General features: G+C 69.0%; 21 protein-coding genes. 8 read left to right on the top strand and 13 right to left on the bottom strand.

What is annotated here, in order from left to right; genetic code table 11:
- Positions 1-7: 7 nt before the first annotated feature.
- From CCR97_RS16020 to CCR97_RS16010, 3 genes are read right to left on the bottom strand one after another with little or no spacing between them, the layout of a single operon-like run.
- Entirely contained in the window at positions 8-1,603 is a 1,596-nt protein-coding gene (locus CCR97_RS16020) for a malonate decarboxylase subunit alpha (RefSeq protein ID WP_111355798.1), read from the bottom strand.
- Positions 1,600-2,343: an enoyl-CoA hydratase/isomerase family protein gene (locus CCR97_RS16015; RefSeq protein ID WP_111355797.1), complete on the bottom strand. Its 744-nt coding sequence runs from the start codon at positions 2,341-2,343 to the stop codon at positions 1,600-1,602. Before CCR97_RS16015 ends, CCR97_RS16020 begins: the two co-directional genes overlap by 4 nt.
- On the bottom strand, positions 2,340-3,695 hold the full coding sequence (locus CCR97_RS16010; protein WP_245428734.1) for an FAD-dependent oxidoreductase: 1,356 nt from the start codon (positions 3,693-3,695) through the stop codon (positions 2,340-2,342). The genes CCR97_RS16015 and CCR97_RS16010 overlap by 4 nt, the downstream gene beginning before the upstream one ends.
- Before the next feature lie 111 nt (positions 3,696-3,806).
- Here CCR97_RS16010 and CCR97_RS16005 point away from each other — a divergent pair, with 111 nt between their 5' ends.
- Together CCR97_RS16005 and CCR97_RS16000 are read left to right on the top strand one after the other, a co-directional pair.
- Positions 3,807-4,466 (top strand): GntR family transcriptional regulator, encoded by a 660-nt coding sequence (locus tag CCR97_RS16005; RefSeq protein WP_111355795.1) that lies wholly within the window; start codon positions 3,807-3,809, stop codon positions 4,464-4,466.
- Between the two features lie 200 nt (positions 4,467-4,666).
- On the top strand, positions 4,667-4,837 hold the full coding sequence (locus CCR97_RS16000; RefSeq protein ID WP_170145705.1) for a hypothetical protein: 171 nt from the start codon (positions 4,667-4,669) through the stop codon (positions 4,835-4,837).
- Between the two features lie 24 nt (positions 4,838-4,861).
- Here CCR97_RS16000 and CCR97_RS15995 read toward each other — a convergent pair whose 3' ends face one another.
- The 7 genes from CCR97_RS15995 to CCR97_RS15965 form a co-directional block, all read right to left on the bottom strand.
- Positions 4,862-6,241 carry a malonyl-CoA decarboxylase gene (locus CCR97_RS15995; RefSeq protein ID WP_111355794.1) on the bottom strand — a complete coding sequence of 460 codons (1,380 nt, stop codon included), beginning with the start codon at positions 6,239-6,241 and terminating at the stop codon, positions 4,862-4,864.
- Complete coding sequence (locus CCR97_RS15990; RefSeq protein ID WP_111355793.1) at positions 6,238-7,173, bottom strand: polysaccharide deacetylase family protein; 936 nt, start codon at positions 7,171-7,173, stop codon at positions 6,238-6,240. The genes CCR97_RS15995 and CCR97_RS15990 overlap by 4 nt, the downstream gene beginning before the upstream one ends.
- Before the next feature lie 49 nt (positions 7,174-7,222).
- Positions 7,223-8,503: a LeuA family protein gene (locus tag CCR97_RS15985; RefSeq protein WP_201159640.1), complete on the bottom strand. Its 1,281-nt coding sequence runs from the start codon at positions 8,501-8,503 to the stop codon at positions 7,223-7,225.
- Positions 8,504-8,733: 230 nt separating this feature from the next.
- Positions 8,734-10,071, bottom strand: a complete 1,338-nt coding sequence (locus CCR97_RS15980) for an MFS transporter (protein WP_111356942.1) — start codon at positions 10,069-10,071, stop codon at positions 8,734-8,736.
- An 81-nt stretch (positions 10,072-10,152) separates the two neighbouring features.
- Positions 10,153-12,375 (bottom strand): xanthine dehydrogenase family protein molybdopterin-binding subunit, encoded by a 2,223-nt coding sequence (locus CCR97_RS15975; protein WP_111356941.1) that lies wholly within the window; start codon positions 12,373-12,375, stop codon positions 10,153-10,155.
- A 5-nt stretch (positions 12,376-12,380) separates the two neighbouring features.
- Positions 12,381-12,896 (bottom strand): (2Fe-2S)-binding protein, encoded by a 516-nt coding sequence (locus CCR97_RS15970; RefSeq protein ID WP_111356940.1) that lies wholly within the window; start codon positions 12,894-12,896, stop codon positions 12,381-12,383.
- Positions 12,893-13,762: an FAD binding domain-containing protein gene (locus CCR97_RS15965; protein WP_170145799.1), complete on the bottom strand. Its 870-nt coding sequence runs from the start codon at positions 13,760-13,762 to the stop codon at positions 12,893-12,895. Before CCR97_RS15965 ends, CCR97_RS15970 begins: the two co-directional genes overlap by 4 nt.
- A gap of 459 nt (positions 13,763-14,221) precedes the next feature.
- On the opposite strand from CCR97_RS15965, the gene CCR97_RS15960 reads away from it, so the two are divergent.
- Entirely contained in the window at positions 14,222-14,971 is a 750-nt protein-coding gene (locus CCR97_RS15960) for a GntR family transcriptional regulator (RefSeq protein WP_170145798.1), read from the top strand.
- Positions 14,972-15,161: 190 nt separating this feature from the next.
- Positions 15,162-15,941 carry an IclR family transcriptional regulator gene (locus tag CCR97_RS15955; protein ID WP_111356937.1) on the top strand — a complete coding sequence of 260 codons (780 nt, stop codon included), beginning with the start codon at positions 15,162-15,164 and terminating at the stop codon, positions 15,939-15,941.
- A gap of 104 nt (positions 15,942-16,045) precedes the next feature.
- On the opposite strand, the gene CCR97_RS15950 is transcribed toward CCR97_RS15955, so the two are convergent.
- The 3 genes from CCR97_RS15950 to CCR97_RS15940 all read right to left on the bottom strand — a co-directional run bounded on the left by CCR97_RS15950 (position 16,046) and on the right by CCR97_RS15940 (position 19,743).
- Entirely contained in the window at positions 16,046-17,299 is a 1,254-nt protein-coding gene (locus CCR97_RS15950; protein ID WP_111356936.1) for an MFS transporter, read from the bottom strand.
- Positions 17,300-17,523: 224 nt separating this feature from the next.
- On the bottom strand, positions 17,524-18,762 hold the full coding sequence (locus CCR97_RS15945; RefSeq protein WP_111356935.1) for an MFS transporter: 1,239 nt from the start codon (positions 18,760-18,762) through the stop codon (positions 17,524-17,526).
- 27 nt (positions 18,763-18,789) lie between these two features.
- Positions 18,790-19,743: an amidohydrolase family protein gene (locus tag CCR97_RS15940; protein WP_111356934.1), complete on the bottom strand. Its 954-nt coding sequence runs from the start codon at positions 19,741-19,743 to the stop codon at positions 18,790-18,792.
- A gap of 801 nt (positions 19,744-20,544) precedes the next feature.
- On the opposite strand from CCR97_RS15940, the gene CCR97_RS15935 reads away from it, so the two are divergent.
- The 4 genes from CCR97_RS15935 to CCR97_RS15920 all read left to right on the top strand — a co-directional run bounded on the left by CCR97_RS15935 (position 20,545) and on the right by CCR97_RS15920 (position 23,734).
- Positions 20,545-21,384 (top strand): cyclase family protein, encoded by an 840-nt coding sequence (locus tag CCR97_RS15935; protein ID WP_111356933.1) that lies wholly within the window; start codon positions 20,545-20,547, stop codon positions 21,382-21,384.
- Complete coding sequence (locus CCR97_RS15930) at positions 21,384-21,725, top strand: cupin domain-containing protein (RefSeq protein ID WP_111356932.1); 342 nt, start codon at positions 21,384-21,386, stop codon at positions 21,723-21,725. Before CCR97_RS15935 ends, CCR97_RS15930 begins: the two co-directional genes overlap by 1 nt.
- A 272-nt stretch (positions 21,726-21,997) precedes the next feature.
- On the top strand, positions 21,998-22,801 hold the full coding sequence (locus tag CCR97_RS15925) for an SDR family NAD(P)-dependent oxidoreductase (RefSeq protein WP_111356943.1): 804 nt from the start codon (positions 21,998-22,000) through the stop codon (positions 22,799-22,801).
- A gap of 3 nt (positions 22,802-22,804) precedes the next feature.
- A complete protein-coding gene (locus tag CCR97_RS15920) occupies positions 22,805-23,734 on the top strand; it encodes a 3-hydroxyacyl-CoA dehydrogenase family protein (protein ID WP_111356931.1) in 930 nt (309 codons plus the stop codon).
- Positions 23,735-23,799 lie beyond the last annotated feature (65 nt).

The raw sequence follows: 23,799 nt of genomic DNA, 5'->3' as shown, positions 1-23,799 counted from the left end.
AGCACTCTCACCCGGCAAGCGCCAGCGGGGCGGCGGAGGCCTCGAACAAGGCCTTGTCCATGAGGGGCAGCGGATCGGCGATGGCGACGGGAGCGTAGTCCATGCGGCCGAGCACGTCGGCCCGCACGTCGACGCCCGGCGCGACCTCGGTCAGCACCAGTCCGTCGCGCGAGACCTCGAACACGGCGCGCTCGGTGACGACCAGGGCAGTCTGGCCCTTGTCGCGCACCCCGTCGAGCACCCGGTAGGTGATGCTCTCGGCCGTCTTCACGAATTTCGAGATCTTTCCGTCGCGCTCGATGCGCAGGCGGCCGTCGCCGCAGGTGCAGTCGAACCCGCCGGTCGTGAAGGTGCCGGTGAACACCAGCCGCCTGGCATTCTCGGCGATGTCGATGAAGCCGCCGGCGCCCGGATTGGCGGCGCCGAAGCGCGAGACGTTGACGACGCCTTCGGCATCGAATTGGGCGAAGGCGAGCGCCGCGAACCGGCACAGGCCGCCGTCGATCGCGTCGAACTGCGTCACGCCGTCCATGATGGCGTCGGGATTGACGTTCGCCGAGAACTGCCAGTCCGACATGACGACACCGCCGTAGGAGCCGTGCTCGGTGGTGAACCACCAGTCGGCGAGGCCACCGTGGTCGAAGGCGCCCTGCTCCGCCATCACCAGCGGAATGTCGGCGGCGGCGCCGAAGCCGAAGATCGAGAGCTCGCGGCGGCGCACCTCGCGGGCGGCGCGGCGGGCGATGACCTTGTCCGGCCCCATCGCGGGACGCGGCAGCCGGTCGAGCGGCATGCGCGGCGACGACAGATAGGCCGGATCGTACGGCGTGCCGGTGGTCATCATCATGTCGGGCGCGACGACGACCGCATCGACGAACATGCCGGGGATCCGCACCGCGGTGGCCGCGCGCGCGTCGCGGTCGACGATGCGGCGCACCTGCGCGATCACCCGGCCGCCGGAGGCCTTGGCGGCGAGCACCAGCGCCATGCTCGACGACACGAGCGCCTCGTCCTCCCAGGACAGGTTGCCGTCGGCGTCGGCCGAGGCGGCCCGCACGATCGCGACGTCGATCGGCCAGGTCGGATAGAACAGGTAGTCCTCGCCGTCGATTGCGACGCGGCGGATCAGATCCTGCTCGGCCCGCGCCGTGAAGCGGCCGCCGCCGTGCAGCGGGTCCACATAGGTGCCGAGTCCGACCTTCGTGAGATAGCCGGGGCTCTTGCGGGCGACCTCGCGCAGCCACTGCATCGAGGCGCCGAGCGGCCAGGAATAGGCCTCGACCTTGTTCTCGCGCACGAGCCGCATCAGCTCGGGACGCCGGCCCGTGACCGGATCGACCGGGTTGATGTAGGAGCCCGAGACGATGCGCTTCATCAGGCCTTCGCGGGCGACGTGATCCATGCCTTTGATGCCCTGCGCATCGCCGGTCCCGCACGGGAAGTAGAAGGTGAGATCGCGCGGCGCGCCGGTGCGGCCGAAACGATCGCCGAGCGCGGCGAGGACGGCATCCGGCGTGATCCAGCCGATCACCCCGACCGAGGCGACCGTCGCCCGGTCCGGAATGCCCGCGACGGCCGTGGCCGCATCGACGATCTTCCTCATGCTTTCACCGTGAATCGCGCCAGGGTCGCGGCGGCGGCCGGCCCCCGGCAGTCTTGCGCGAAGGCACGCGAGGCGGCGGCGTCGAGCCGCTCGGCATCGTGCGCCGCGAGCGGCTCGAAGAAGCGCTTGGCGCTCGTGACGGCCTCGGCCGGCAACGCGGCGAGCGCGGTCGCGTAAGCCGTGGCGCGCGCGAGCGCCCCGCCCTCCGGCGCCAAGAGGTCGGCGACGCCGAGGCGATGCGCCTCGCGGCCGTCGATCGGCTCGGCGCCCCACACCAGCATGCGGGCCCGCACCGGCCCGACGCGCGCGATCAGCGCCTGCAGGCCCCAGGGCGGCAGCCAGCCGTTCGCCACCTCGGGCAGCCGCCAGGTCGCGTCGGCGGCCGTGACGACGACGTCGCACGACACCGCCAGAATGAAGCCGCCGCCGAGGGCGTAGCCTTCGACGGCGCAGACGACCGGCTTCGCGAGGAGCGCGATGCGGCGCGCCACCGCGGCCGTGATCGCCTCGTGGTCGCACATCGCCGGGATCGAGAGGCCGCCGAGCTCCTTCAGGTCGCTGCCGGCGCAGAAGGCGGGCGGTGCGCCGGCGAGCACGATCGCCTTCACGGTCTCGTCGCGATCGGCGGCGACCAGCGCCGCGTCGAGGGCGCGCCCCCCTTCCGTGCCGAGCGCGTTGCGGCGCGCCGGGCGGTCGAGCATCAGCCGCAGGACGGCGCCGTCACGGGTCACGGTGATCATGACGCGCTCCGATCGAGGCCGGCGCCGTCGCGGTCGAGAACGAGACGCAGATCGCGCCCGGCGATGGCGCGCGGCGCGACGCGGTCCTGAACGGCGATCGCGGCGGCGTGGCCGATCGCGTGGCCGTAGGCGAAGCACTGCGCCGTGACGCGGGCGGAGGCGACCGCCTCGTGCTCGGCCGACAGGCAGCGCCCGGCGGCGAGCAGGTTCTCGCCCCGCACCGGGACGAAGCAGCCGTAGGGCACCTCGTAGAAGTCGTCGAGAATCCACGCGACCTTGGGCTTGTCGCCCGCATGCAACTCGATCGGCCAGGGCGAGCGCGCGATCCCATCGGAGAATTTCGCGCCCGACACCACGTCGGCATTGGCGAGCCGGACGACACCCTCGATCTGGCGGGTCTGCCGAACGCCGACCTGAACGCCGGTGTCATCGACGACGGCGTCGGCGCAACCCGCGAGCGTCTCGCGGAAGAACGCGGCGTAGGCGCGGACCTGACGGCGGCCTTCCTGCTCTGCCTCGGTGAAGTCGCGCCAGAACAGCGTGTTCAGCTCGCGGCCGTCAAGGCCGACCACCCGGGTGCAGTTGCACAGGAGCTCGCCGGGGCGCGGCGTCGTGAACAGCCAGATCTTGCTGCGCGGCAGGTCGTAGCGCCCGGACGCGCGGGCCGCCTCGATCGCCTGCGCGACGACCGGCGGCATGATCGTATCGGGCCCGTAGGCGGCGAGAAATGCTTCGGTGTCGACGCCGGCGAGGCGGAAGATCATGGTCGGGTTCTGCACCCGGCCGTGGTCGCCGACGACGCTCGGCAGCCCCGCCATGGCGATCAGGTCGGCATCGCCGGACGCATCGATGGTGACGCGCGCCCGGACCGAGACGCGGCCCTGCTTGGTCCACAGGACGACGCCCTCGATCGCCTCGCCGCCCTCGGCCAACACGCCGATCGCGACCGCGTGGAAGATCACCCGTACGCCGGCCTCGGTCAGGAGCGCGTCGGCCGTCTCCCGCCACTTCAGCGGATCGTGCACGCGCGTGAAGGTCTTGCCGTAACGCAGCGGCGGCGTCAGTCCGCCGACGGCGGCGAGCCGGGCGACGAACTCGGCCGCGAAACCGTGGACCACCGTCTCGGGCGCGGCGCCCGGTCGCTCGGTCGCGGCGTAGAGGCCGCAGACCGTGCCGGACAGGCCGGCGACGGCGCCACCGCCGCAGAACCCGTAGCGCTCGACCAGCGTCACGGCGAGCCCGCGGCGCGCCGCCGTGACGGCGGCCGCGACACCGGCCGCGCCGCCGCCGACGACGAGCACGTCGGTGTCGAGCCGCTCTTCGGCCCTGCGATCGATCGGGTGCGTTTCCACGAGGCGGCGCTTTCCTGGGGGTGCGGCCTTCTTGTCGGCAACTGACATATCAGTTGGCGACGAGGCGGTCAACCTCTATGATCGAGGCAACCGAAAGCGATTGCCCCGGACATGACCCTGCCCACCAGCACCGACAGCCTCGCCGAGACGGCCTATCGCCGGATCGAGGACATGATCGTCCGCCGGGAGCTGCCGCCGGGCTCGATGATCTCGGAGAACCGGCTGTCGGATGAGCTCGGCTGTGGCCGCACTCCGATCCGCGAGGCGCTGCAGCGCCTCCGGCTCGAGGGCTTCGTCGAGATCCACCCCCGCCGCGGCGTGCTGGTCTCCCCGGTCGACGTCCGCCGGCAGCTGGAGCTTCTGGAGGTGCGCCGCGCGCTGGACACGCTGGTCGCCACCCAGGCGGCGCTGCGGGCGACCGACGCCGAGCGCAAGGAGATGCGGCGCCTCGCCGACGAGATTCGCGACGCCGCGAAGACCCGCGACCGGGACCGCTTCCTCGCCGCCAACCGGGCGATCCACGGCATCAAGGCGGCAGCCACCCGCAACAGCGTCATCGAATCGATGCTCGCCGGCGTGAACGCACTGTCGCGGCGGTTCTGGTTCTCCTACGTGGAGGATGCCGACGCCTTCCGGGACGTCGCCGAGAAGCATGCCGCCGTGGTGATCGCGATCGCCGATCGGGACCCGCCAGCGGCGGTCGCCGCGACGGCGGCACTGCTCGATTTCCTGGAGCGCCTGACCCGCGCCGCCATCGAGCCGCAGCCCTGACGCTCGCGGCCGGAGATCCCGATCGCGCGGACCCGGTGCGATCGTCTCCGAAGAGTTGAACGCCTCGCTTCGCAGCAACCGAGGGCTACTCGCCTGAACTCGTCCTCGAACTTCGAGCGCCGTGTTCGGAAACTGTTAACCCTCTCGTCCCACCTTGCAGATCAGGTTCCGTCCGCGAGGACGCCCGACGAGTGCAGAGCATGGACGAGCAGGATTCGAAGTTTCACGAGGCCGACGTCGAGTTGCGGGAGCTGATCGACGACCTCAACAAGGTCGTGAGTCGGGTCCAGCAGGCGATCGCGAAAGTGACCCACAAGCCGACCGCCGACGACGCCGCGGCCGCTGCGCCGGAGACGTCGGCGGCCGCTTGAGCATCGGGGCCGCGGGCGTCCGCTCTACCGCTTGAGCTTGCCGACGACGGGAAGCTCGAGTTCCCGTGCGGCGAGCCGGTGAACTGCGCGGGAGGCGACGATCTCGCCGCGCTCCGCATACGCCTCGTGGTTCTTCTCGATCGCGTCGAGATCGTAGCGGTAGTTCACCATCAGCCCATGCGACTGGCGCAGTCCCTTCCGCGTCGTGTCGGCGAGCCAGTTGATCCGGTCGAGGCGCGCGCCGTTGCCGAGATGGAAGCGTGCGACCGGATCGAGCGCCGCGCCCACCGTCGACCGCGCCTTCAGGAAGTAGGTCGCCGCCGCGCGAAGAAGCGGCGGCCGAAGGCTCTCTGCGGTGGCCTGGTCGGCATGCCAGTCGGGCCGCCCGAGGCCGGCGAGCACGGCGCGGTCCGACTCGCCCAACACCGACGACCCGCTGGCCGACGATCCGTCGGCGGCGAGCTCGCGCCCGAGCCAGCCGGCAAAACCCGGCACCGGCGACAATGTCACGAACTCGCGAATCTGCGGAAGCTCCCGCGCCAGCGCGGCGACCACCTGCTTGATCAGGAAGCTGCCGAAGGACACGCCGGCGAGGCCGCGCTGGCAGTTGGTGATCGAGTAGAAGACGGCCGTCGTCGCCCGCTCGACGTCGACCGGCCCGCGCGCGGCGGCGAGAATCGGAGCGATGGCGCCCGGCACCTCGCGGGTCAACGCCACCTGCACGAAGATGAGCGGCTCGTCGGCGAGCGCCGGATGGAAGAAGGCGTAACAGCGACGATCGGGCGGATCGAGACGGGCGCGCAGGTCCGTCCAGGAGCCGATCTCGTGAACGGCCTCGTAATGGATGATCTTGTCGAGGATGTTGGCCGGCGTCGACCAGGTGATCCGACGCAGCACCAGAAAGCCGCGGTTGAACCAGGACGAGAGCAGGTGCTGGAAGTCGGCATCGAGCGGCGCGAGCGACGGGTCGGCCCGGATCGCGTCGAGCAGATGAGACCGCATGGTCACCAGGCTTCCGGTCGCGCCCGGCGCGAGGTTGAGCCGCCGGAACAGCTCCTGCCGCCGCGGCTCGGCGACCGAATAGAGGATCGCCGAGGTTTTCGCGCTCGGCGCTCCGCTCCAGTTTGCGACGGCCGAACGCAACGGCTCGACCGCGACATCGAACTGCGTCATCAGCGACCGGAAGAATGCCGCGCGCTGCTCCTGTGGCAAGGCCTCGTAGGAGGCGAGAATGTCACGCGCGAGCGCCACACCCGACACCTCGCCCCGGAGCGACAGAAGCTCCTCGCAGCACTCGACGAGGGCGTCGACCGCGATCCGATCCCCCGTCCGCGTCGCACCGATCAACACGCGGCCGCGCTCCGCGATCTGCTCGAGCATCTCGCTCAGGAACGCCCCGTTCATGACGCCCTCGCCTGGCCGCCGCAACAGGCGGGTGCGCGACCCGCCGTGCCCTGCCCCGCGGATGTCAGCACGTGATCGGCGATCTCGGCGCGGGTGGCGACATAGACGTCGTCGCGCTCCGTCACGGTCTTGACGATCGCCTCGTAGGCCCAGGCGCCCGACGGACGGCCGAAGACGTGACAATGTGCCGTGACGTCGATCACCACCGCCTGGTCCTCGCTCGCCAGTACATTCGCGAGCAGGTCGTCGAACATGGTGACATAGTCGCGCGGCGAGCGGCCGAATCGCATGGCGTGCGGGAGATCGTTGATCTCCATGGTGAGCGGGATCGCGACGATGCGGCCGTTCTCGCAGGTTTGAACATAAGGCCGCTCGTCGTCGAACACGTCGCCCTGCCACAGATAGCCGGCCTCGATCAAAAGGCGCGAGCCGTCGCGCGAGGGCGTGCCGCGCGGGCTGATCCAGCCGACCGGGCGCTTGCCGGAGACGCTCTCGATCGCCTGGGTGGTCTTGTCGATGTCGGCCTTCGCCTGCTCGAGCGTCAGGGTCGCCGGGATCACGTCCTGGGCCCAGGCATGGGCGACGATCTCGTGGCCCTCCTCCACCATGCGCTCGAGCACGGCGGGGGTGCGCTCGGCGAGCACGCCGGACGTCATCACGCTGGCGCGGGCCTTGTGGCGGCCGAGATTGCGCAGCAGGCGGTCGATGCCCCGGGCGACGCCGTAATGGCCCCACGAGAGCGCGTTGGTGTCGAACGCGCCGGCCGGCAGCGGGTTGCCCATCGGGCCGACGCCGGGCGCCTTGCCGTCTGACCACGCCTCGTAGGCGAGGTTGAGGATGACGGCGACGTGCCGGCCGCCCGGCCAGCGGAACGCAGTGTCGAGACGGGTGACGCGCGTGTTGCGCGCGACGAAGTCGAGCTCGGCGGACATGATGGCGATTCCTTGCCTGAGAAACGTCGGAGCAGATCGAGCGGCCGCGTCAAAGCGCCTTGGAAACGTAGAGGCGCGGCTGCGGGGCGGTCGGGTCCTTGCCGTTGACCTTGGTCGAGACCTTCGGCAGCACGCTCTCGGCGATCTCCTGGAACTCCTCGTCGGTGACGAGCCCGCGCTTGGCGATGCCCTTGTCCTTCACTTGGCGAAGCATCTCACCGACCAGCGCGTCGTCCGGGACCGCCAAGCCGAGGCGCTCCAGCGTGTAGGTGATCGACGCCTTGCCGCTCTTCTTGCCGAGCACCACGTCGCCGGCCCGGCCGGTCAGCGCCGGATGCGTGCCGAACATCGCGAGCGGCTCCTTCACGACGAGGTCCACCCCGATCCCGGATTCGCGGGTAAAATTCTTGGAGCCGAGGATCGGCTTGTTGGCGGCGATCGGCACCCCGGTGATGCGGCTGACCAGCGCGCCGAGCTCCGGCAGCTTGTCCAGCTTGTATTGCTTGTCGTAGCCGTACAGCACGTGCAGCGCGACCATCAGCTCTTCCAGCGCGGCGTTGCCGGTGCGCTCGCCGAGCCCGTTGGCGCAGGAGTGGATGCACGACGCGCCGGCCTCGACGCCGGCGAGCTCCGTCGCCACCGCCATGCCGAAGTCGTTGTGGGTGTGCACCTCCACGGGCAGGTTGGTGAGCGCCTTCACCCGGCGCACCATGTATTTGATCGCCTCGGGCAGCGCGCAACCCATGGTGTCGACGATGCCGATCGAGTCGGGCGGCGCCTCCTGCATCAGGCGGGTGAGCAGGTTCTCCAGATCCTCGGGGCGTGCCCGCGTCGTGTCGTAGGGGAAGTAGACGGCGTAGAGGCCGCGCTTCTTGGCGTAGTTGACGACCTCGATGCTCTTCCGCAGCACGTCTTCCCAGGTCCACTTGAACTGGTACTTGAGCTTCGGATAGCCGATCGGGATCTCGATGATCACGCCGTGGCAGCCGCAGTCGAGCGCCTTGTCGATGTCGACCGTGACGGCGCGCGCGAACGAGAAGATCTTCGATTTCAGGCCGAGCCTCGAGATTTCCTTGATGGCCGTGAAGTCCATCTCGGAGACCGCCGGCATGCCGGCCTCGATGCGCTCGACCCCGACCTCGGCGAGCTTCTCGGCGATCGCCACCTTGTCGGCGACGTCCATGACGATGCCGGGCGTCTGCTCGCCGTCGCGCAGCGTCGCGTCGTGAATCTCGACCTTGGCCGGGAGCTGCCGGGCCGCGACGACGTCGGCGGCGTTGTTGTAGGGGGAGACCCACCACTCGTTGTCGCGGATGTGGGATACGGTCATCGTCACGTTCCTTGTTCTTTCGCGCGCAGTCAGTCGATGAGCGAACGACGTCGTCCGTCCAGGCGCGCCTGTCTCCCGTCGTGCAGTCTCGTGCGCGGGAGTCGTCTGTCTGCGGTCGTCTGACTATGGTTGTCCGACCGTGGTCGAACCCGGCTCGCCCGATCCGGGAGGAGAGCGGGCGAGCCGGATGTCGTGTCGCGCCCGGCGGCGCCGGGATGCGGCGCCGAAGATCAGGACCGCTTGTCGAGCGTGGCGATCTCGATGCCCTTCGTCTCCTTCATCAGCAGGACGAACACGGCCGCCACCACGAAGGCGAGCGCGGCGGAGTTGATCGCCAGGCTGAAGCCGACTTTCGGGATCAGATAGGTGATGATCATCGGGCCGACGAACACGGCGGCGCGGCCGCCGTTGTAGAGGAAGCCCGCTCCGGTCGCGCGCACCTCGGTCGAATACAGCTCGGAGAACAGCGCGCCATAGCCGCTGTAGTAGCCGGTGAAGAAGCCGAGCGCGATGCCGACGAACGGCAGATAGGTGAGACCCGTCGAAGTCACCGTGTAGATGAACACCGTGATCATGATGCCCATCGCGACGAAGAACACGGCGAAGGTCGGCCGGCGCCCGACACGGTCGGCGAAGGCGCCGAACAGCAGGTAGCCGAAGAACGCCCCGATGCTGGTCCAAATCATGAACTCGGCGCCCTTGGTGATGCCGACGTTCAGGGTCTTGTCGATATAGGTCGGGAGGAAGGTGAACAAAGTCCACCAGCCGTACATGCCGAAGATCGAGACACCGAGCCCGAGCAACGTGTTGCGCCGGTTCGCCCGGTTGAAGAGCTGCAGGATCGTGATGCCTCCGGCCGACGCGACGGGCCGCGTCTTCTGCTCCTGGCGCTTGGCCTGCCAGACCGGCGATTCCTTGACGAAGAACAGTACCAGGAAGAAGGTGAGGATCACGGGCGCCACGGTCGCGTAGAACATCCAGCGCCAGCCGTAGGACGGGATGATCGTGAAGGCGAACAGCGCCGCGGTGAGCAGGCCGAACGTCCACCCGGTCTGCAGGACGCCGACCGCCATGCCACGGCTCTTGGCGGGCCAGATCTCCGACACCAGCGCCATGGCGGCGGGCCACAGGCCGCCGAGGCCGAAGCCGACCAGCCCGCGATAGATGCTGAGCTCGGTGATCGATTCGGCGGTGCCGCACATGAAGTTGAAGATGCCGTAGAGGGCGACCGACAGCAGCACGGTCGGCTTGCGGCCGATCTTGTCGCCGATGCTGGCGATCACGATGCCGCCGATCGCCGTGGAGGCGAGAAACACCGACACCACGCTGAAGGCTTCCGCCATCGTGACGTTGAGGTCCTTGATGATCGACGGGACCGCATAGGCGTAGATGGTCGCGTCCATGGCGTCGAACAGCCACGCCGCGAACAGGCCCATCAGCAGGAGGCCCTTGCTGGAGAAGGCTTCGCGGAAAGAGGCGAAGATCTCGGCGAAGCTGGCGTCACGCGAGGGTGCCGCCGTCGGCGCGGCGGTGGTCGCCGGCACGTGATCGAGAGGCTGTATGCTCATGTTGAAAACTCCTGTCGTCCCGGAGTGAAGCTCGTATCGCGACGTCTCTCTCGTTCCCCATCGCTCGCCTGGAGCGATGCACTACGCTTCGGCAGCCGACAGGGCTGCCCAGACCCGTTCCGAGGTGATCGGAAGCTCCTTGAAGACGACGCCGGTCGCGTCGCCGACGGCGGCGGCGATCGCCGCCGCCGCCGTGATGGCGCCGCTCTCGCCGATGCCTTTGGCACCGAACGGCCCGGCGCCGTCCTGATTCTCGACCAGCGAGCTGTCCATCTCCCACGGGATGTCCATCGTGGTCGGGATGCGATAATCGAGCGGGCTGCCGTTTCTCAGGCGTCCGCGTTCGTCGTAGAGCATCTGCTCCATCAGGGCGTGGCCGAGGCCCATCATCGCGCCGCCCTCCTCCTGCGACTTGCAGTGCAGCGGGTTGATCGCCTTGCCGATGTCGCTGACGTTGATCATCTTCAGGATCGAGACCCTGCCGGTCGCCGGATCCACCTTGGCCTTCACGGCGATGAAGATGACCTCCCAGAAGTCGGAGAGCCCACCGAGCGGATGGCCGGCGACGACCTGGCCGCGATAGATGCCGCGCCCGACCACCTCGCCCTGCGTCTTGGAGAAGTAGCGGGTGAAGATATCGTTGAGTGACAGGCTGTTCCGACCGTCCGACACGACCCCACGACGGACCGCGAGCGGCTCGTCGGCGTCGAGCAGGCCGAGCTCCCGCCCCATCGCCTCGACCTGAGAAATCACGTCCTTGCAGGCCGACTGGACGGCACGCCCCATGGTCACGGTCGAGCGGCTGCCCGCCGTCGCGACGTCGAACGGCGTCGCGGCGGTGTCGCCCATGATCATGGTGATGCGCTCCATCGGGATGCCGAGCTCCTCCGAGGCGATCTGGGCCAGCACCGTGCAGGCGCCCTGCCCCATCTCGGAGGTCCCGACCGCGACCGTGAGGCTGTTGTCGGGATGCAGCTTGACGACGGCGTTGGAGACCGAGCCGGGGATCGGGTTCTTGATCCCGATGCTGATGCCGCGCCCGGTGCCGGCCGGCAGCGGATCGTTCCAGCCGATCATGTCGGCGCACCGTTTCAGGCCTTCGCTCCACTCGCCGTCGGCCGGGATGTCGCCGGGCACGAGCGTCTCGCCCTTGCGCACGAGATTGCGCAGCCGGATCTCCACCGGGTCGATGCCGAGCCGCTTCGCCGCGATCTGCATCTGGGTTTCGAGCGCGAAGTTCAGGGGCGGCATGCCGAAACCGCGCGCCGCCGTGCTCGGCGTCGTGTTGGAGTAGAGGGCGCGCGCGACCGTCTTCAGGTTCGGGATGCGATACGGGCCGCAGCTCACATAGGCGGCCTTCTGGGTGATGCGCGGGCCGGCATCCGCATAGGCGCCCATCAGATAGTCGGCCTCGACCTTCTGAAGGAGGATGCGGCCGTCGGCCGCGAAGCCGGTCTTCATGTGGACGGTCGCGGAGAGGCGCCGGGCCGTCACGAAGGCCTCGTCGAGCGTCGTCGTGATCTTGACGGCGCGCCCGAGCCGCAGCGCCAGATAGGCGGCGAGCGGCTCGTACTTGGCGTAGCCCTTCGAGCCGAAGCCACCGCCGATGCTGGTCGCCACCACGCGGATGCGCGACAGCTCCATCCCGAGGCAGTCGGCGACGACGCGGCGGAGCAGGAACGGGTGCTGGACCGGGCTGCGGATCATCACGCCGCCGTTGTCCGGCGCGGCGATCACCGAGAACGGCTCGAGCGCGAAGTGATGGATCATCGGGAACGTGTAGGTGTCCTCGACGACGAAGCTGCATTCCGGTTCCGCCGCGGCGACGTCGCCCCAGGCGTAATTGTACTCCTTGTGGACGTTCGATCCGGTCGCCTGGTGCACCAACGGCGCGTCGGCCGCCAGCGCCGCCGCGACCGACGTGACGGCCTGACGCTCCTCCAGATCGAGCCCGACCTTCGCCACGCCGGCGAGCGCCGCCTCGTCGGTGTCGGCGAGCACCACCGCGACGGGCTCGCCGTGATAGCGGCAGACCCCGTCGGCCAGCAGCGGCTGGTCGGCGATCACGGATCCATAGAGCGGCATCGGCCCGGTGATGTCGTCGCCGGCCAGCACGGCGACGACGCCGGGCACGGCGAGCGCCGCGGCGCGATCGATCCCGCGGATGCTGGCGTGGCCGAGCGGCGAGCGCACGAGCCGCGCCCACAGCATGCCGGACACCTGTCCGTCGATGGCGAAGTCGTGCGCCCCGGTGACCTTGTTGCGGGCGTCGGCGCGCAGAACGCTCTTTCCAACGATGTCCATCGGCGTCACTCCCCGGCCTGCGACGTGGCGGCCCGAGACGAGACGTCCCGCAGCGTCGCCGCCGCGCGGCCGACGGCCTTCAGGATGCGGTTGTAGCCGGTGCAGCGGCACAGATTGCCTTCGAGGGCCTTGCGGATCTCCGCCGTGTCCGGCTCCGGGACGTGATCGAGCAGCGCCTTGGTCGAGAGGATCATGCCGGGCGTGCAGTAGCCGCAGTGAACGGCGCCTTCCGCGATGAACGCCTCCTGGATCGGATGCAGCGTGCCGCCATCCGCGATGCCCTCGATGGTCACGACATCGCAGCCGTCGACCTCGACGGCCAGCACGATGCATGAGTTCGCCGCGCGGCCGTCGATCAGCACCGTGCAGGCGCCGCATTCGCCCTCGTTGCAACTGATCTTGGTGCCGAGCAGGCCGAGGTCGTTTCTGAGAACGTCGGCCAGCATGGCGTCGGTGCGCACCGCGATTGTCTTCGCCTGCCCGTTCAGGGTGAACCCGATGTCGAACGTGTCCGCGGTCATGCCTGCACCCGCTCTTTGGTCGTGGAACGCTGCTGCGACACCCGGATCGCCTCGCGGGCGAGGACCTGGACCATGGCCAGGCGATAGTCGCGGGAGGCGCGAATGTCGGAGATCGGAGTAGTCGCCGCCGCTGCCGCGGCGATGCCGCGGTCGAAGGCCGCCTCGTCGCGCAGGCCGGCGCCGAGCAGCAGCTCGGCCGCGCCGGCGCGGATCGGCGTCGGGCCGACGGCGCCCATCGCCAGGCGGACCGTGTCACCGCACACCAGCGCGGCGGCGCCGACCGTGGAGATGTCGATGCCGGCGCGGCGCGCCAGCTTGATGTAGCCCGACCCCCCGCCCTCCGGCGGGAACGGGCAGTCGATGCTCTCGATCAGCTCGCCGGGCGCGAGATCGGTCCTGCCGGGGCCGCGCACGAAGGCGGCGATCGGCACGGCCCGGCGGCCGCCCGGCGCGACGAGATTCACGACCGCGTCGAAGGTGTAGAGGGGCGGCAGCGTGTCGCCGGCCGGCGAGGCGTTGCCGACGTTCCCGCAGACGGTGCCGCGATTGCGGATCTGCTCGGAGCCGATCTGCTCGGCGGCCTCGGCGAGCGCGGTGAACCGCGCGCTCACGACAGGATGGCGAACGACGTCGCTCAACCGCGCCAGCGCGCCGATGCGGATGCCGGTCTCGGTCACCCGGATCTCGTCGTCGAGCTCGCCGATCCGCGAGAGCAGCACGAGGAGCTTCGGTGCGGACTTTCCGGCCCGGATGTGGATCAGCACATCGGTTCCGCCGGCGACCAGCTTGGCGTCGTGTCCATGGGAGGACAGCAGCGAGAACGCTTCGTCGAGCGTTCTCGGCGCCGCCACGCGGAAGTGGGCCATATCGACCACCCTTGATTGCATGCGCCGTCGTTCGGCCGGGACAGGGTCCTGGTCGGTGCGACGACATCGTCGAACGGGCCCCGCACGGGTCTCGTGCGAGGTCGGGGCTCAGGCGGGGGCTTTGGGTCGTGCGGGGGAGCAGGCGAGCAAAGGCGGCAGCAGACCCGCCGGCGTTCGGATCGTGGCCTCGACACCCGAAAGGGACGCCGAAGGTCTCGGCCCGTCACCGCGGATGGCCATCGTTGTGGCCCTTGCGAGGCTCGCGTTCAAATCGTCCTCGATGTTCGAACATTTCATACTTTCGTATCGATGCTCGACAATCCGTTGAAGTGCGTAGCGTGTTCGCACATACCCGCCGACGTGTTGCCGCCGCAGCCGAATGCCTCCAAGATGCCGCTTGCTGCCGGTCGGCGCTGTCGCCAGGACCGCGCCGACATCCCGTGCTCGATCAGACGACCCATGACCCGACGGAAATTCGATCCGAAAAGCCGGCGCGCCGGCGAGACGCTCGCTTCGGCGACCTATGGCAGCCTGCGCCGCGACATCATCGCCGGTGCGCTGTCGCCCGGCAGCCAGCTCCGCATCCGTCAGCTGTGCGAACGCTACGGCGTCGGCTTCAGCCCGATCCGCGAGGCATTGAACCGGCTGTCGCGCGACGGTCTCGCCCGGCAGACGGATCTGTGCGGGTTCACGGTCGCGCCGCTCAGCAAGGCGGAGCTGGAGGAGATCACGGTCACACGCTGCTGGCTGAACGAGCTCGGGCTTCGTCAGTCGATCGCGCGCGGCGACACGGCGTGGGAGGAGCGCGTGGTGCTCGCCTATCATCGCCTCGCCCGCGTCGCCGTCGATGCGCCCGGGCTCGATCCCGCCCGCAGCGCCGAGATGAACGACGCCGCGCATCGTGAGTTTCACGCGAGCCTGCTCAGCGCTTGCGGCTCGTCGTTCCTGCTGGGCTATTGCGAGCAGCTCTTCGACCTCGGCGACCGTTACCGGCGGCTGGTCAAGCCGACGACCCGGCAGGTCCGACAGCACGACGAGCACCGCCTCATCATGGAGGCGGCGCTCGCCCGCGACGCCGAGACCGCCGTCGACCTCCTCAACCGCCATCTGCTCAGGACGGCCGAGCTCGCCGGGCAGACGCTCGACGCGGGCGAGCCCGCGCCCGGTCGCGAGTCCAGGAAACCCGTGATCGCCGCAGCCGAGACGTGATTCACCGGCTGGACCGCGCGGCGGCTCCGACCTTCCGGTCGGCACGCGCGTGGTGCCCGGTGGGGCGAAGCCATTCCATCGACGCAAGCGTGCCCGGCGAGCGCACAAATTGCACGATCGTTATCTGTACCGTATTGTGAGCCAACTGCTCCACCCGGAAAGCGGCCGGAGCGTACAGGATTTTCCAGCGATGAAGACCCGCGAGGACGCTCCGAACGGCGAACGTGGGCCCGTGCAGGTCATCACCCGTGCGGCCGCCATTCTGCGCGCCCTGGAGGATCAGCCGGCCGGGCTGAGCCTCGGACAGATCGCGCAGCGGGTCGATCTCGCGCGCTCGACCGTGCAGCGCATCGTCGCCGCGCTCGAAGCCGAGAAGCTCCTGATCGCCGCCTCGCCGAACGGCCGGGTGCGACTCGGGCCGACGCTGCTGCGGCTCGCCGCCTCGGTGCAGAGCGACTTCGTCTCGCTGTGCCGCCCCTATCTGCTCCGCCTGTCGAACGAGCTGCGCGAGACCGTCGACCTCGCCGCCGTCAGGCGCGACGGCATGGTGTTCATCGACCAGGTGGTCGGCTCGCAGCGGCTGCGCACCGTCTCGGCGGTCGGCGAGACGTTCCCGCTCTACTGCACGGCGAACGGCAAGGCCTATCTGGCTCAGCTCGGCAACGACGCGATCGAGCAGCTCATCGGCCGCTCCTATCCGGCCCGCACTCCGCACACGCTGACCAGCCTCGACAGCCTCGTGCAGGACCTGCGGCGCGTCCGCCGCTCCGGCGTCGCGTTCGATCGCGAGGAGCACACGGTCGGCGTATGCGCGGCCGGGGTGGTGCTGCGCGACACGCTCGGCAACTACGTGGCGATCTCGGTGCCGGTCCCGGCCCAGCGCTTCGTCGACCACGAGGCCGCGATCGCCGAGCGCCTGCTCGCCACCAAGCACGCGGTGGAGAGCCAGCTCGAGGCGGCGGCCGCCTGAGCGACCACACCGCGCCCTCCAGGCATGACGTCCTGAAGCACACGAAAAAGGCCGCTGGTGAGCGGCCTTTCGCCTTTCCGTCGTCAAACCGGGGCGCCCTGCCCTCAGTCCTCGACCGCGCGCTTTCGCGTGTCCGGCAGCAGCAGCACCATCAGGCCGGCGAGCGCGAAGCTCGCGCCGCACAGCGAGATGCCGACCGCCAGGCTGTAATGCGCGGCGATCTGGCCGAGCAGGAACGGCGCGAAGGCCGAGATGCCGCGGCCGACGTCGAAGCAGAAGCCGGAGCCGAGGCTCCTGATCCGCAGCGGGTAGAGCTTGGCGAAGTAGGAGCCGAAGATTCCCGCATAGGAGAAGAACAGCGCCATCACCGGGCCGAGCCAGAACAGCAGCGTCGTGCTCTCGGCGAAGGCGTAGATCGGGACCATGATGGTGGCGCCGATGAAGTTGAGGATCAGGGCGTTCTTACCGCCGATCTTGTCGGCCAGGAAGCCGAAGAGCTGATAGCCGAGGAACATGCCGACGTTGAGCATGACGATGAACATCGACATGTCGCCTATCGCCATGCCGCGCTCCTTGACCAGGAAGGTCGGCACCCAGGTGTTGACGCCCCAGTAGGCGATCAGCGCGAAGCTCGCCGACAGGGTGCCGACGATGGTGTAGCGCAACACCTCGGGCGCGAAGATCTCGCCGATGCCGACCGAGGCCTTGGCGCCGCCGCCGGCCTCGCGCTCGGCCTTGGCCTTCTTCCAGGTTTCCGATTCCGGCACGAAGAAATACGTGTAGGCGACCGCGACCAGCGCGACCGCGCCGCAGAAGAACAACACCCGCCAGCCGTAACGCGGCAGGATGAAGCCGGCGAGCAACGCCGCCGAGCCGAAGCCGATCGGCCAGGACGAGAACACGAAGGACGCGGCCCGCCCGCTCTGATGTGACGGCCAGGTTTCGCTGATATAGGCGGCGATGACGCCCCAGATGCCGCCGAGGCCGAGGCCGGCGATGAAGCGCAGCACCATGATCGAGTAATAGCCCTGGGCGAGACCGATCGCCGCCGTGAACAGGCCGAAGATCGCGATGCCGACCATCAGGGCCGTCTTGCGGCCGTAGTTGTCGGCGAACCAACCCATGGCGACCGACGAGATGCCGACACCGAGCAGCGTCGCCGTGCCGAGCAGGCCGGCGTCCGCCATGGTGATGTCGAGCTCCTTGATGATCAGGGGCAGCGACATCGCGAGGATCATGAAGTCCAGCGCGTCGAACGCGTAGCTCATGAACCCGCTGATCAGGACCCGCCATTTGACGGGCAGTCCACCCGTGGCGGCACGTGTGGCCCGGGCCGCCGTTCCGGTCTCGATCGTCATCGTGTTGCACTCCAGGTCGCGAGAACAGACCCGCGTGGTTCCCGGCGATGGCGGCACGGGGCGACCCAGGCTCGGCGCCGTGCGCAAGAAAGGCGCGCGGAGACGACGATCGGATCACGATCCGGCCGTGCGTTACGGGATCACGTGGGGGAGAGACGGCCCCGGGTACGCCCCGAGGCCGTGAACCGGAGGGCCGGCAGAATGGCCGGCCCTCCGACGATCCGTCAGGCCTCCTGCACGGCGAGCTTGCGCCGGGCGAGGTCCTGCTTGGACGGATAGACGTAAGGACCCATCATCAGGATCAGCGCCGCGGCGAGTACGAGCCCGCCGGCGAACACCCAGAGCACCGGGACGTAAGAGCCGGCCTTGTCGAAGCTGACGCCCATGACGAAGGGGCCGATGCCGTTCGCCAGCATGAAGATGGCGAACAGGTAGCCGTAGATCTCGCCGAAGCTGCGCAGGCCGAGATAGCGCGAGATGAAGAAGGCGATCAGGTCCACCTCGGCACCGATGCCGAGCCCCATCAGGATGGTGGCGACCGTCGCCATCGTCGTGTCGTGGGTCGACATCAGGAGCATGATGCCGATGAGCGGCGTCACGATGAACACCACCGCCACGTAGGGCGCGAACATGCGGTCGAGCAGCCAGCCGGCGAGCAGACGCCCGGCGATCAGCGAGAGCCCGGCCATCGACAGCGCCGTCGTCGCCATCTGCGGGGAGACGCCGCGGTCGGTCAGCAGCGGCACGACATGCGTGATGGTGCCGTTGGCGGCCATGGCGAGCGCGAAGAACGGCACGACGAGGAGCCAAAAATACTTCGTCTTCAGGGCCTCGCGACCGGTCAGGCCGGGCAGCACCTTGGGCGCCTCTCCGGTGACGGCGGCGAGCGCGCGATCCGGCTCGCGCACCAGGAAGGCGACGGCCGGAACGGCGAACAGCACCGTGATGATGCCGAGCCCGACATAGGCGCCGCGCCAGCCGACGACGCCGATCAACGCCTGGGTGAACTGCGGCACGAGCGCGACGCCGAGACCGACGCCCGCCATGGCGATACCGAGAGCGAGGCCGCGCCGGTCGTCGAAGGTCGCGACGATCGACTTCGAGTAGATCAGCGGCGTCTGTCCGGCGGCGGCCAGCCCCATCAGACCGTAGATGGCGATGAACACAGCCGGCACGGCGGGTGTGAGCGAGGCGGCCGCGACGATCAGGGCGAACAGGGTGATGAACGGCAGCGCGACGCGGCGGATGCCGTAGCGGTCGACGAGAATGCCGACCAGCGGCGTCATCAGGCCGGTGCAGACGAGACCGATCACCATCGCCATCGACACGGTGCCGCGGCTCCAGCCGAACTCCTCGCCGATCGGCTTCAGCAGCACGCCGAACGTGAAGTGCATGATGGCACCGTTGCCGACCAGCAGGCCGAGCACGGCACCGACGACGACCCACCACGGGTTCTTGAGCATGGTCTTGATCCTGGGTGCGAGGCGCGATCAGGAGAGGCCGAGCAGCGTCGCGGCATTGCCGGAGGCGACCGCGACGCGGACCTCCTCGGGCAGCGCCACCGCATCGAGGAAATGACCGGCCTCGCCGGCGTCCTCGAACGGATGGTCGGAGGCGAAGCAGACCCGGTCGTTGCCGAGCGCGGCGAGCGCGCAGGCGAGCGGCTCGGCCGAGCACATGCCCGAGGTCGTCACCGCGATGTTGCGCTTGATGTAGAAGGACGGCGGCTGCGGCAGCTTCACGCCGTACAGCTGCGCGCGGCTGTCGAGCCGCCACAGCAGATAGGGCAGCGTCTCGCCGAGATGGCCGAGCATCAGCCGGGCGCCCGGATGACGGTCGAACACGCCGCCGAAGACCAGCCGCAGGGCATGCGTGCCGGTCTCGACGCCCCACTCCCAGGTGGCGCGCTTGAGTCCGTAGGTGCCGGCGAGCGACGGCATGGTGGCGACCGGATCGGCCGGGTGGAGATAGATCCAGGTGTTCAGCGCCGCGGCCCGTTCCCAGAACGGCGCGTAGGCGGCATCGTCGAGATAACGGCCGAGCGTGTGGCCGTTCACCATCGCGCCGCGGAAGTTCAGTTGCTCGACGCAGCGCTGCAGCTCGTCGGCGGCGGCCGCCGCGTCCTGCAGCGGTAGATGCGCGAAGCCGGCGTAGCGGCTCGGCTGCTTGGCGACCTCGGTCGCCAGAAAGTCGTTCGAGGCCTTCGCCTTGGCGATGGCGCGGGCCGTGTCGGTCTCCACCTGCACGCCGGGTCCGGCGATGCCGATCACCGACTTGGCGATTCCGGCCCGGTCCATCGACGCGAGCCGGCGGTCGCCGAAATCGGTCAGCGCATCGAGGAGGCGGTCCCGCACCACCGCCGGGACGTCCGCCACGGTGGGGTGCCAATACTCGGCGAGGCTCGGGCAGAGAGCATGCTCTTCGAGAGCGATCTTCTTGACCAAAGGGAAGCTCCGTTTGTCCGTCGTTCGTCGGTCGGAGCGGAGGTCCGGAAGGGATTGCGGGCCGGGACCAGCCTCCGCAGTGTCCTACATTACGGTTCGGCCGTATCAGATAGTGGTTTTTTCAGCAAGGCGGGATCGGCCGAGACGAGCCTCCGAGTTTGTTTGCGATGCAGCGACCGCAGTGCACCACGAGCCGTTCGAAACGCCCTCGATTGTTCTTATCAGATTGTTCTTTCTCGGCATGTGCAGCGCGACATGACCGGGTCGCGCGGTCCGTGGAGCTGACAATGCGGGGCCCTCCGCATGAACACCTATCCGCCCTTTGGCATGCTCTGCTGTACCGAATTGCAGGACATCCCCGAGAGACTCGGGGGCCTCGGCCGGCGCATCGGCCGTATCTGATCAGATCCGGTCGGTGTCCGCACGAATCTGCGCCTCGGCGCAGTTTTCAGGTTTTTGAGACCGCGACCCACGCGCCCGCCGCCAGTCGAGACAGCTCGATCATCCCCAGGACGACTACTTAGGTAGAGCTACGTCGGTTCCGCATGTCGGTACATCGAGGCGCGTCCGGGCCGGCGCTGCGATCGCCGGGCGGCGCGGCGAAAGCCGCATCTGCCAAGCGCTTCCGCAATCGCGATCATGCCTGCCCGGCCCTCGCTCGGACGGCCGGCTGCTTCGCGCGGCGAGCTGCCGCGCCACGGCTGCATGACGAGGTGCGTTGACCAGATTGACCACTATACAGTACAGACGTCTCACATTGCGGGCCATTACGATGTCAAACTCTCACACAGGAGACGAGCGATGCCGGTGATCCGAGGCGTGACGCTGGAAGGCAATCTGGAGAACTCGATGGGTCTCGAGTTCTACGACCTCTCCCATCCGTTCGGCCTGCAGAAGCCGAACTGGCCGTACTTCCAGGACGTCCAGATCGAGCGCATCCACTACATGGCGAAGTCGGGCGTGCTGTCGCAGCGCATCACGACCAGCATGCACCACACCACCCATATCGACGCGCCGGCCCACGTGGTCGAGGGGACGCCGTTCATGGACGAGGTGCCGCTGCCGCACTTCTTCGGCTCGGGCATCGTCGTCTCGATCCCGAAGAAGCAGTGGGAGCAGATCGGCTACGACGACCTCGAGAAGGCCGCCGGCAAGCTCGTGCGTCCGCGCGACGTGGTCATCGTCAACACCGGCTGGCACGAGAAGTACGAGGACAGCGAGGACTATTTCTGCCGCTCGCCGGGCTTCGTGAAGTCGGCCGGCGAGTGGTTCGTCGAGAAGAAAGTGAAGGTCGTCGGCCACGACACCCAGGCCAACGACCACCCGCTGGCCACCGCCATCGGCCCGCACCGCAACGGGCCGATCCATCCGCACCTCGCCGCCGAGTACAAGCAGTGGTCGGGCGGGCGCGACTGGAAGGACGATTTCCCGGAGTGGGAGCCGGTGCATCGCATCCTGTTCAAGAACGGCATTCTCGGCATCGAGAACGTCGGCGGCGAGATCGACAAGGTCACGGGCCGGCGCTGCACCTTCGCGATGTTCCCTTGGCGCTGGGAACGCGGCGACGGCTGCATCATCCGGCTGGTCGCGATGGCCGACCCCAAGGGCACGTATCGCATCGAGTCCGGGGAGCGCTTCTGATGCAGGTCCGTCGCTTCTCCGAGCTGAAAACCTACGACGCGCCGAACCACCGCGGCTGCATGCCGCTGCGGGTGTTCGGGGCCGAGGCCGGCGGCACCACCGGCGTGGTGGTCGGCATCTCGCACTTCCTCCCCGGCGGCGGCGCCGGTCCCGACGCCTCGCCGCCCGAGAAGGTCTACTTCGTTCTGGCCGGCGAGCTCACCGTCATCGTCGACGGCAAGGAGACGGTGCTGAAGCCGATGGACGCCTGCACGATCGCGCCCAACGAGAGCCGCGAGATCATCAACCGCGGCAACGAGGTCTGCACCATCCTGGTGGCGGTCGCCGCCCCCAAGGCCTGAGCCGATACGGCGCGCACGACCGGACGGACTTCCCCCTCATGGTGAGGAGCGGCCGCAGGCCGCGTCTCGAACCATGTGGCCGCCCTCGCCCTTCGAAACGGCCGCTTAGCGGCCTCCTCAGGACGAGGGCGGAGCGGGACCGCTCGATGCGCGCCGCCCGAACGAGACGTCGCGGCGGCGGAGGGTTTTTCGGCGCGAGAATGCGCCGCGACGCCTTCCGCCTGCGGCGACCGGTGCTCCCCGCCGGGAGCGTCGTCCAAGGAGGACGCATCATGTCCGAGGACTTCCTGAAGAACCCGCTGTCGTTGTTCGACGTGCGCGGCAAGACCGCGATCGTCACCGGCGCCTCGGGCGCGTTCGGCGCACTCGCCGCCAAGGTGCTGGCCGGCGCCGGCGCGAAGCTGGTCATCGCGGCCGGCAACATCGCCGAGCTCGACAAGGTGGCGGACGCGTGCAAGGCACTCGGCGCCGAGGTGAAGGCGGTGGGGCTGCGCCCCAGCAACGAGAAGAACTGCGACGCCATCGTGGCCGCCGCGGTCGAGACCTTCGGCCGGCTCGACATCCTGGTCGTCGGCTCCGGCAAGAACGACGTCGCCAAGATCGGCGACATGACGCCCGACCGCTTCGAGGACGTCATGGACGCCAACGTCACCCAGTCGTGGCTGATGGCGCGCTCCGCGTCGCGGCAGATGTTGGCGCAGGGCGACGGCGGCAAGATCATCCTGATGTCGTCGGCCCGCGGCCTCCTCGGCCACCCGGCCGGCTACACGGCCTACTGTGCCTCGAAGTCCGCCGTCGACGGCATCACCAAGGCGCTCGGCTGCGAACTCGGCCCGACCGGCATCACGGTCAACGCCATCGCCCCGACGGTCTTCCGCTCGGCCCTGACGGCGTGGATGTACGAGGACACCGAGAAAGCGCGCGGCGTCCGCCCGGCCTTCCTGGCCCGCGTGCCGAAGGGCCGGCTCGGCGAGCCCTCCGATCTCGCCGGCCCCCTGCTCTTCCTCGCCTCGGCGGCGTCCGACTTCTACACCGGGCACATCCTCTACGCCGACGGCGGCTACACGGCGGGCTGATCCATGAGCACGACCGGGAGCTCGCCCGCGCCAGCGCAATCGGTGCGCATCGCCGTCATCGGGGCCGGCATGATGGGGCACGGCATCGCCCAGGTGTTCGCCCTCGCCGGACACAGCGTCACGATCACCGACGCGCACGCGCCGACGCTGGCGAGCGCGCTCTCCCGCGTCGAGGCGAACCTGATCGACCTCGGCGAGGACGTCTCGGCGGTGCGGCGCATCCGCCCGGTCGAGAGCCTCGCCGAGGCGGTCCGTGACGCCGACTTCGTCGTCGAGGCGGCGTCCGAGAACCTCGAGCTGAAGCGCAAGCTGTTCGCCGAGGTGGAAGCCGCGGCGCCGGCGGGCGCGGTCCTCGCCAGCAACACCTCGGTGATCCCGATCACCGAGATCATGCGGAACCTGACGCGCCGCGAGCGCGCCGTCGGGACGCACTGGTGGAACCCGCCCTTCCTGGTGCCGCTCGTCGAGGTGATCGGCACCGAGTGGACGTCGGACGCGACCATCGCGTTCACGATGGCGCTGCACGAAGGCGCCGGCAAGACGCCCGTGCATGTGAAGAAGGACGTCCCGGGTTTCGTCGGCAACCGCCTTCAACATGCCTTGTGGCGCGAGGCGGTGTCGCTCGTCGAGCACGGCATCTGCGACGCCGAGACGGTCGACACCGTGATCAAGGCGAGCTTCGGCCGCCGCCTCGCCGTGCTCGGTCCCTTGGAGAACGCGGATCTGGTCGGCACGGATTTGACGCTGGCGATCCACCAGACCGTCCTGCCGGCCATCGAGGCACGGCCCGGACCGTCGCCCTATCTCGAGACGCTGGTGAAGGAGGGCCGCCTCGGCATGAAGTCTGGCGAAGGCTTCCGCCGCTGGACGCCCGAGGAGCAGGCGGCGCTGAAGAAGCGCGTCGTCGATCACCTGAAGAAAGCCCGAGACTAGCGGCACGCGCCGCCGTTCCCTCTCCCCGCCGCGCGGGGAGAGGGAACTTCATCATGGGCTCACTT

Source organism: Rhodoplanes elegans, assembly GCF_016653355.1.
Lineage (GTDB): Bacteria > Pseudomonadota > Alphaproteobacteria > Rhizobiales > Xanthobacteraceae > Rhodoplanes > Rhodoplanes elegans.
The sequence above is the reverse complement of the archived record's forward strand: the minus strand, read 5'-3'. Positions and strand labels throughout refer to the sequence as shown.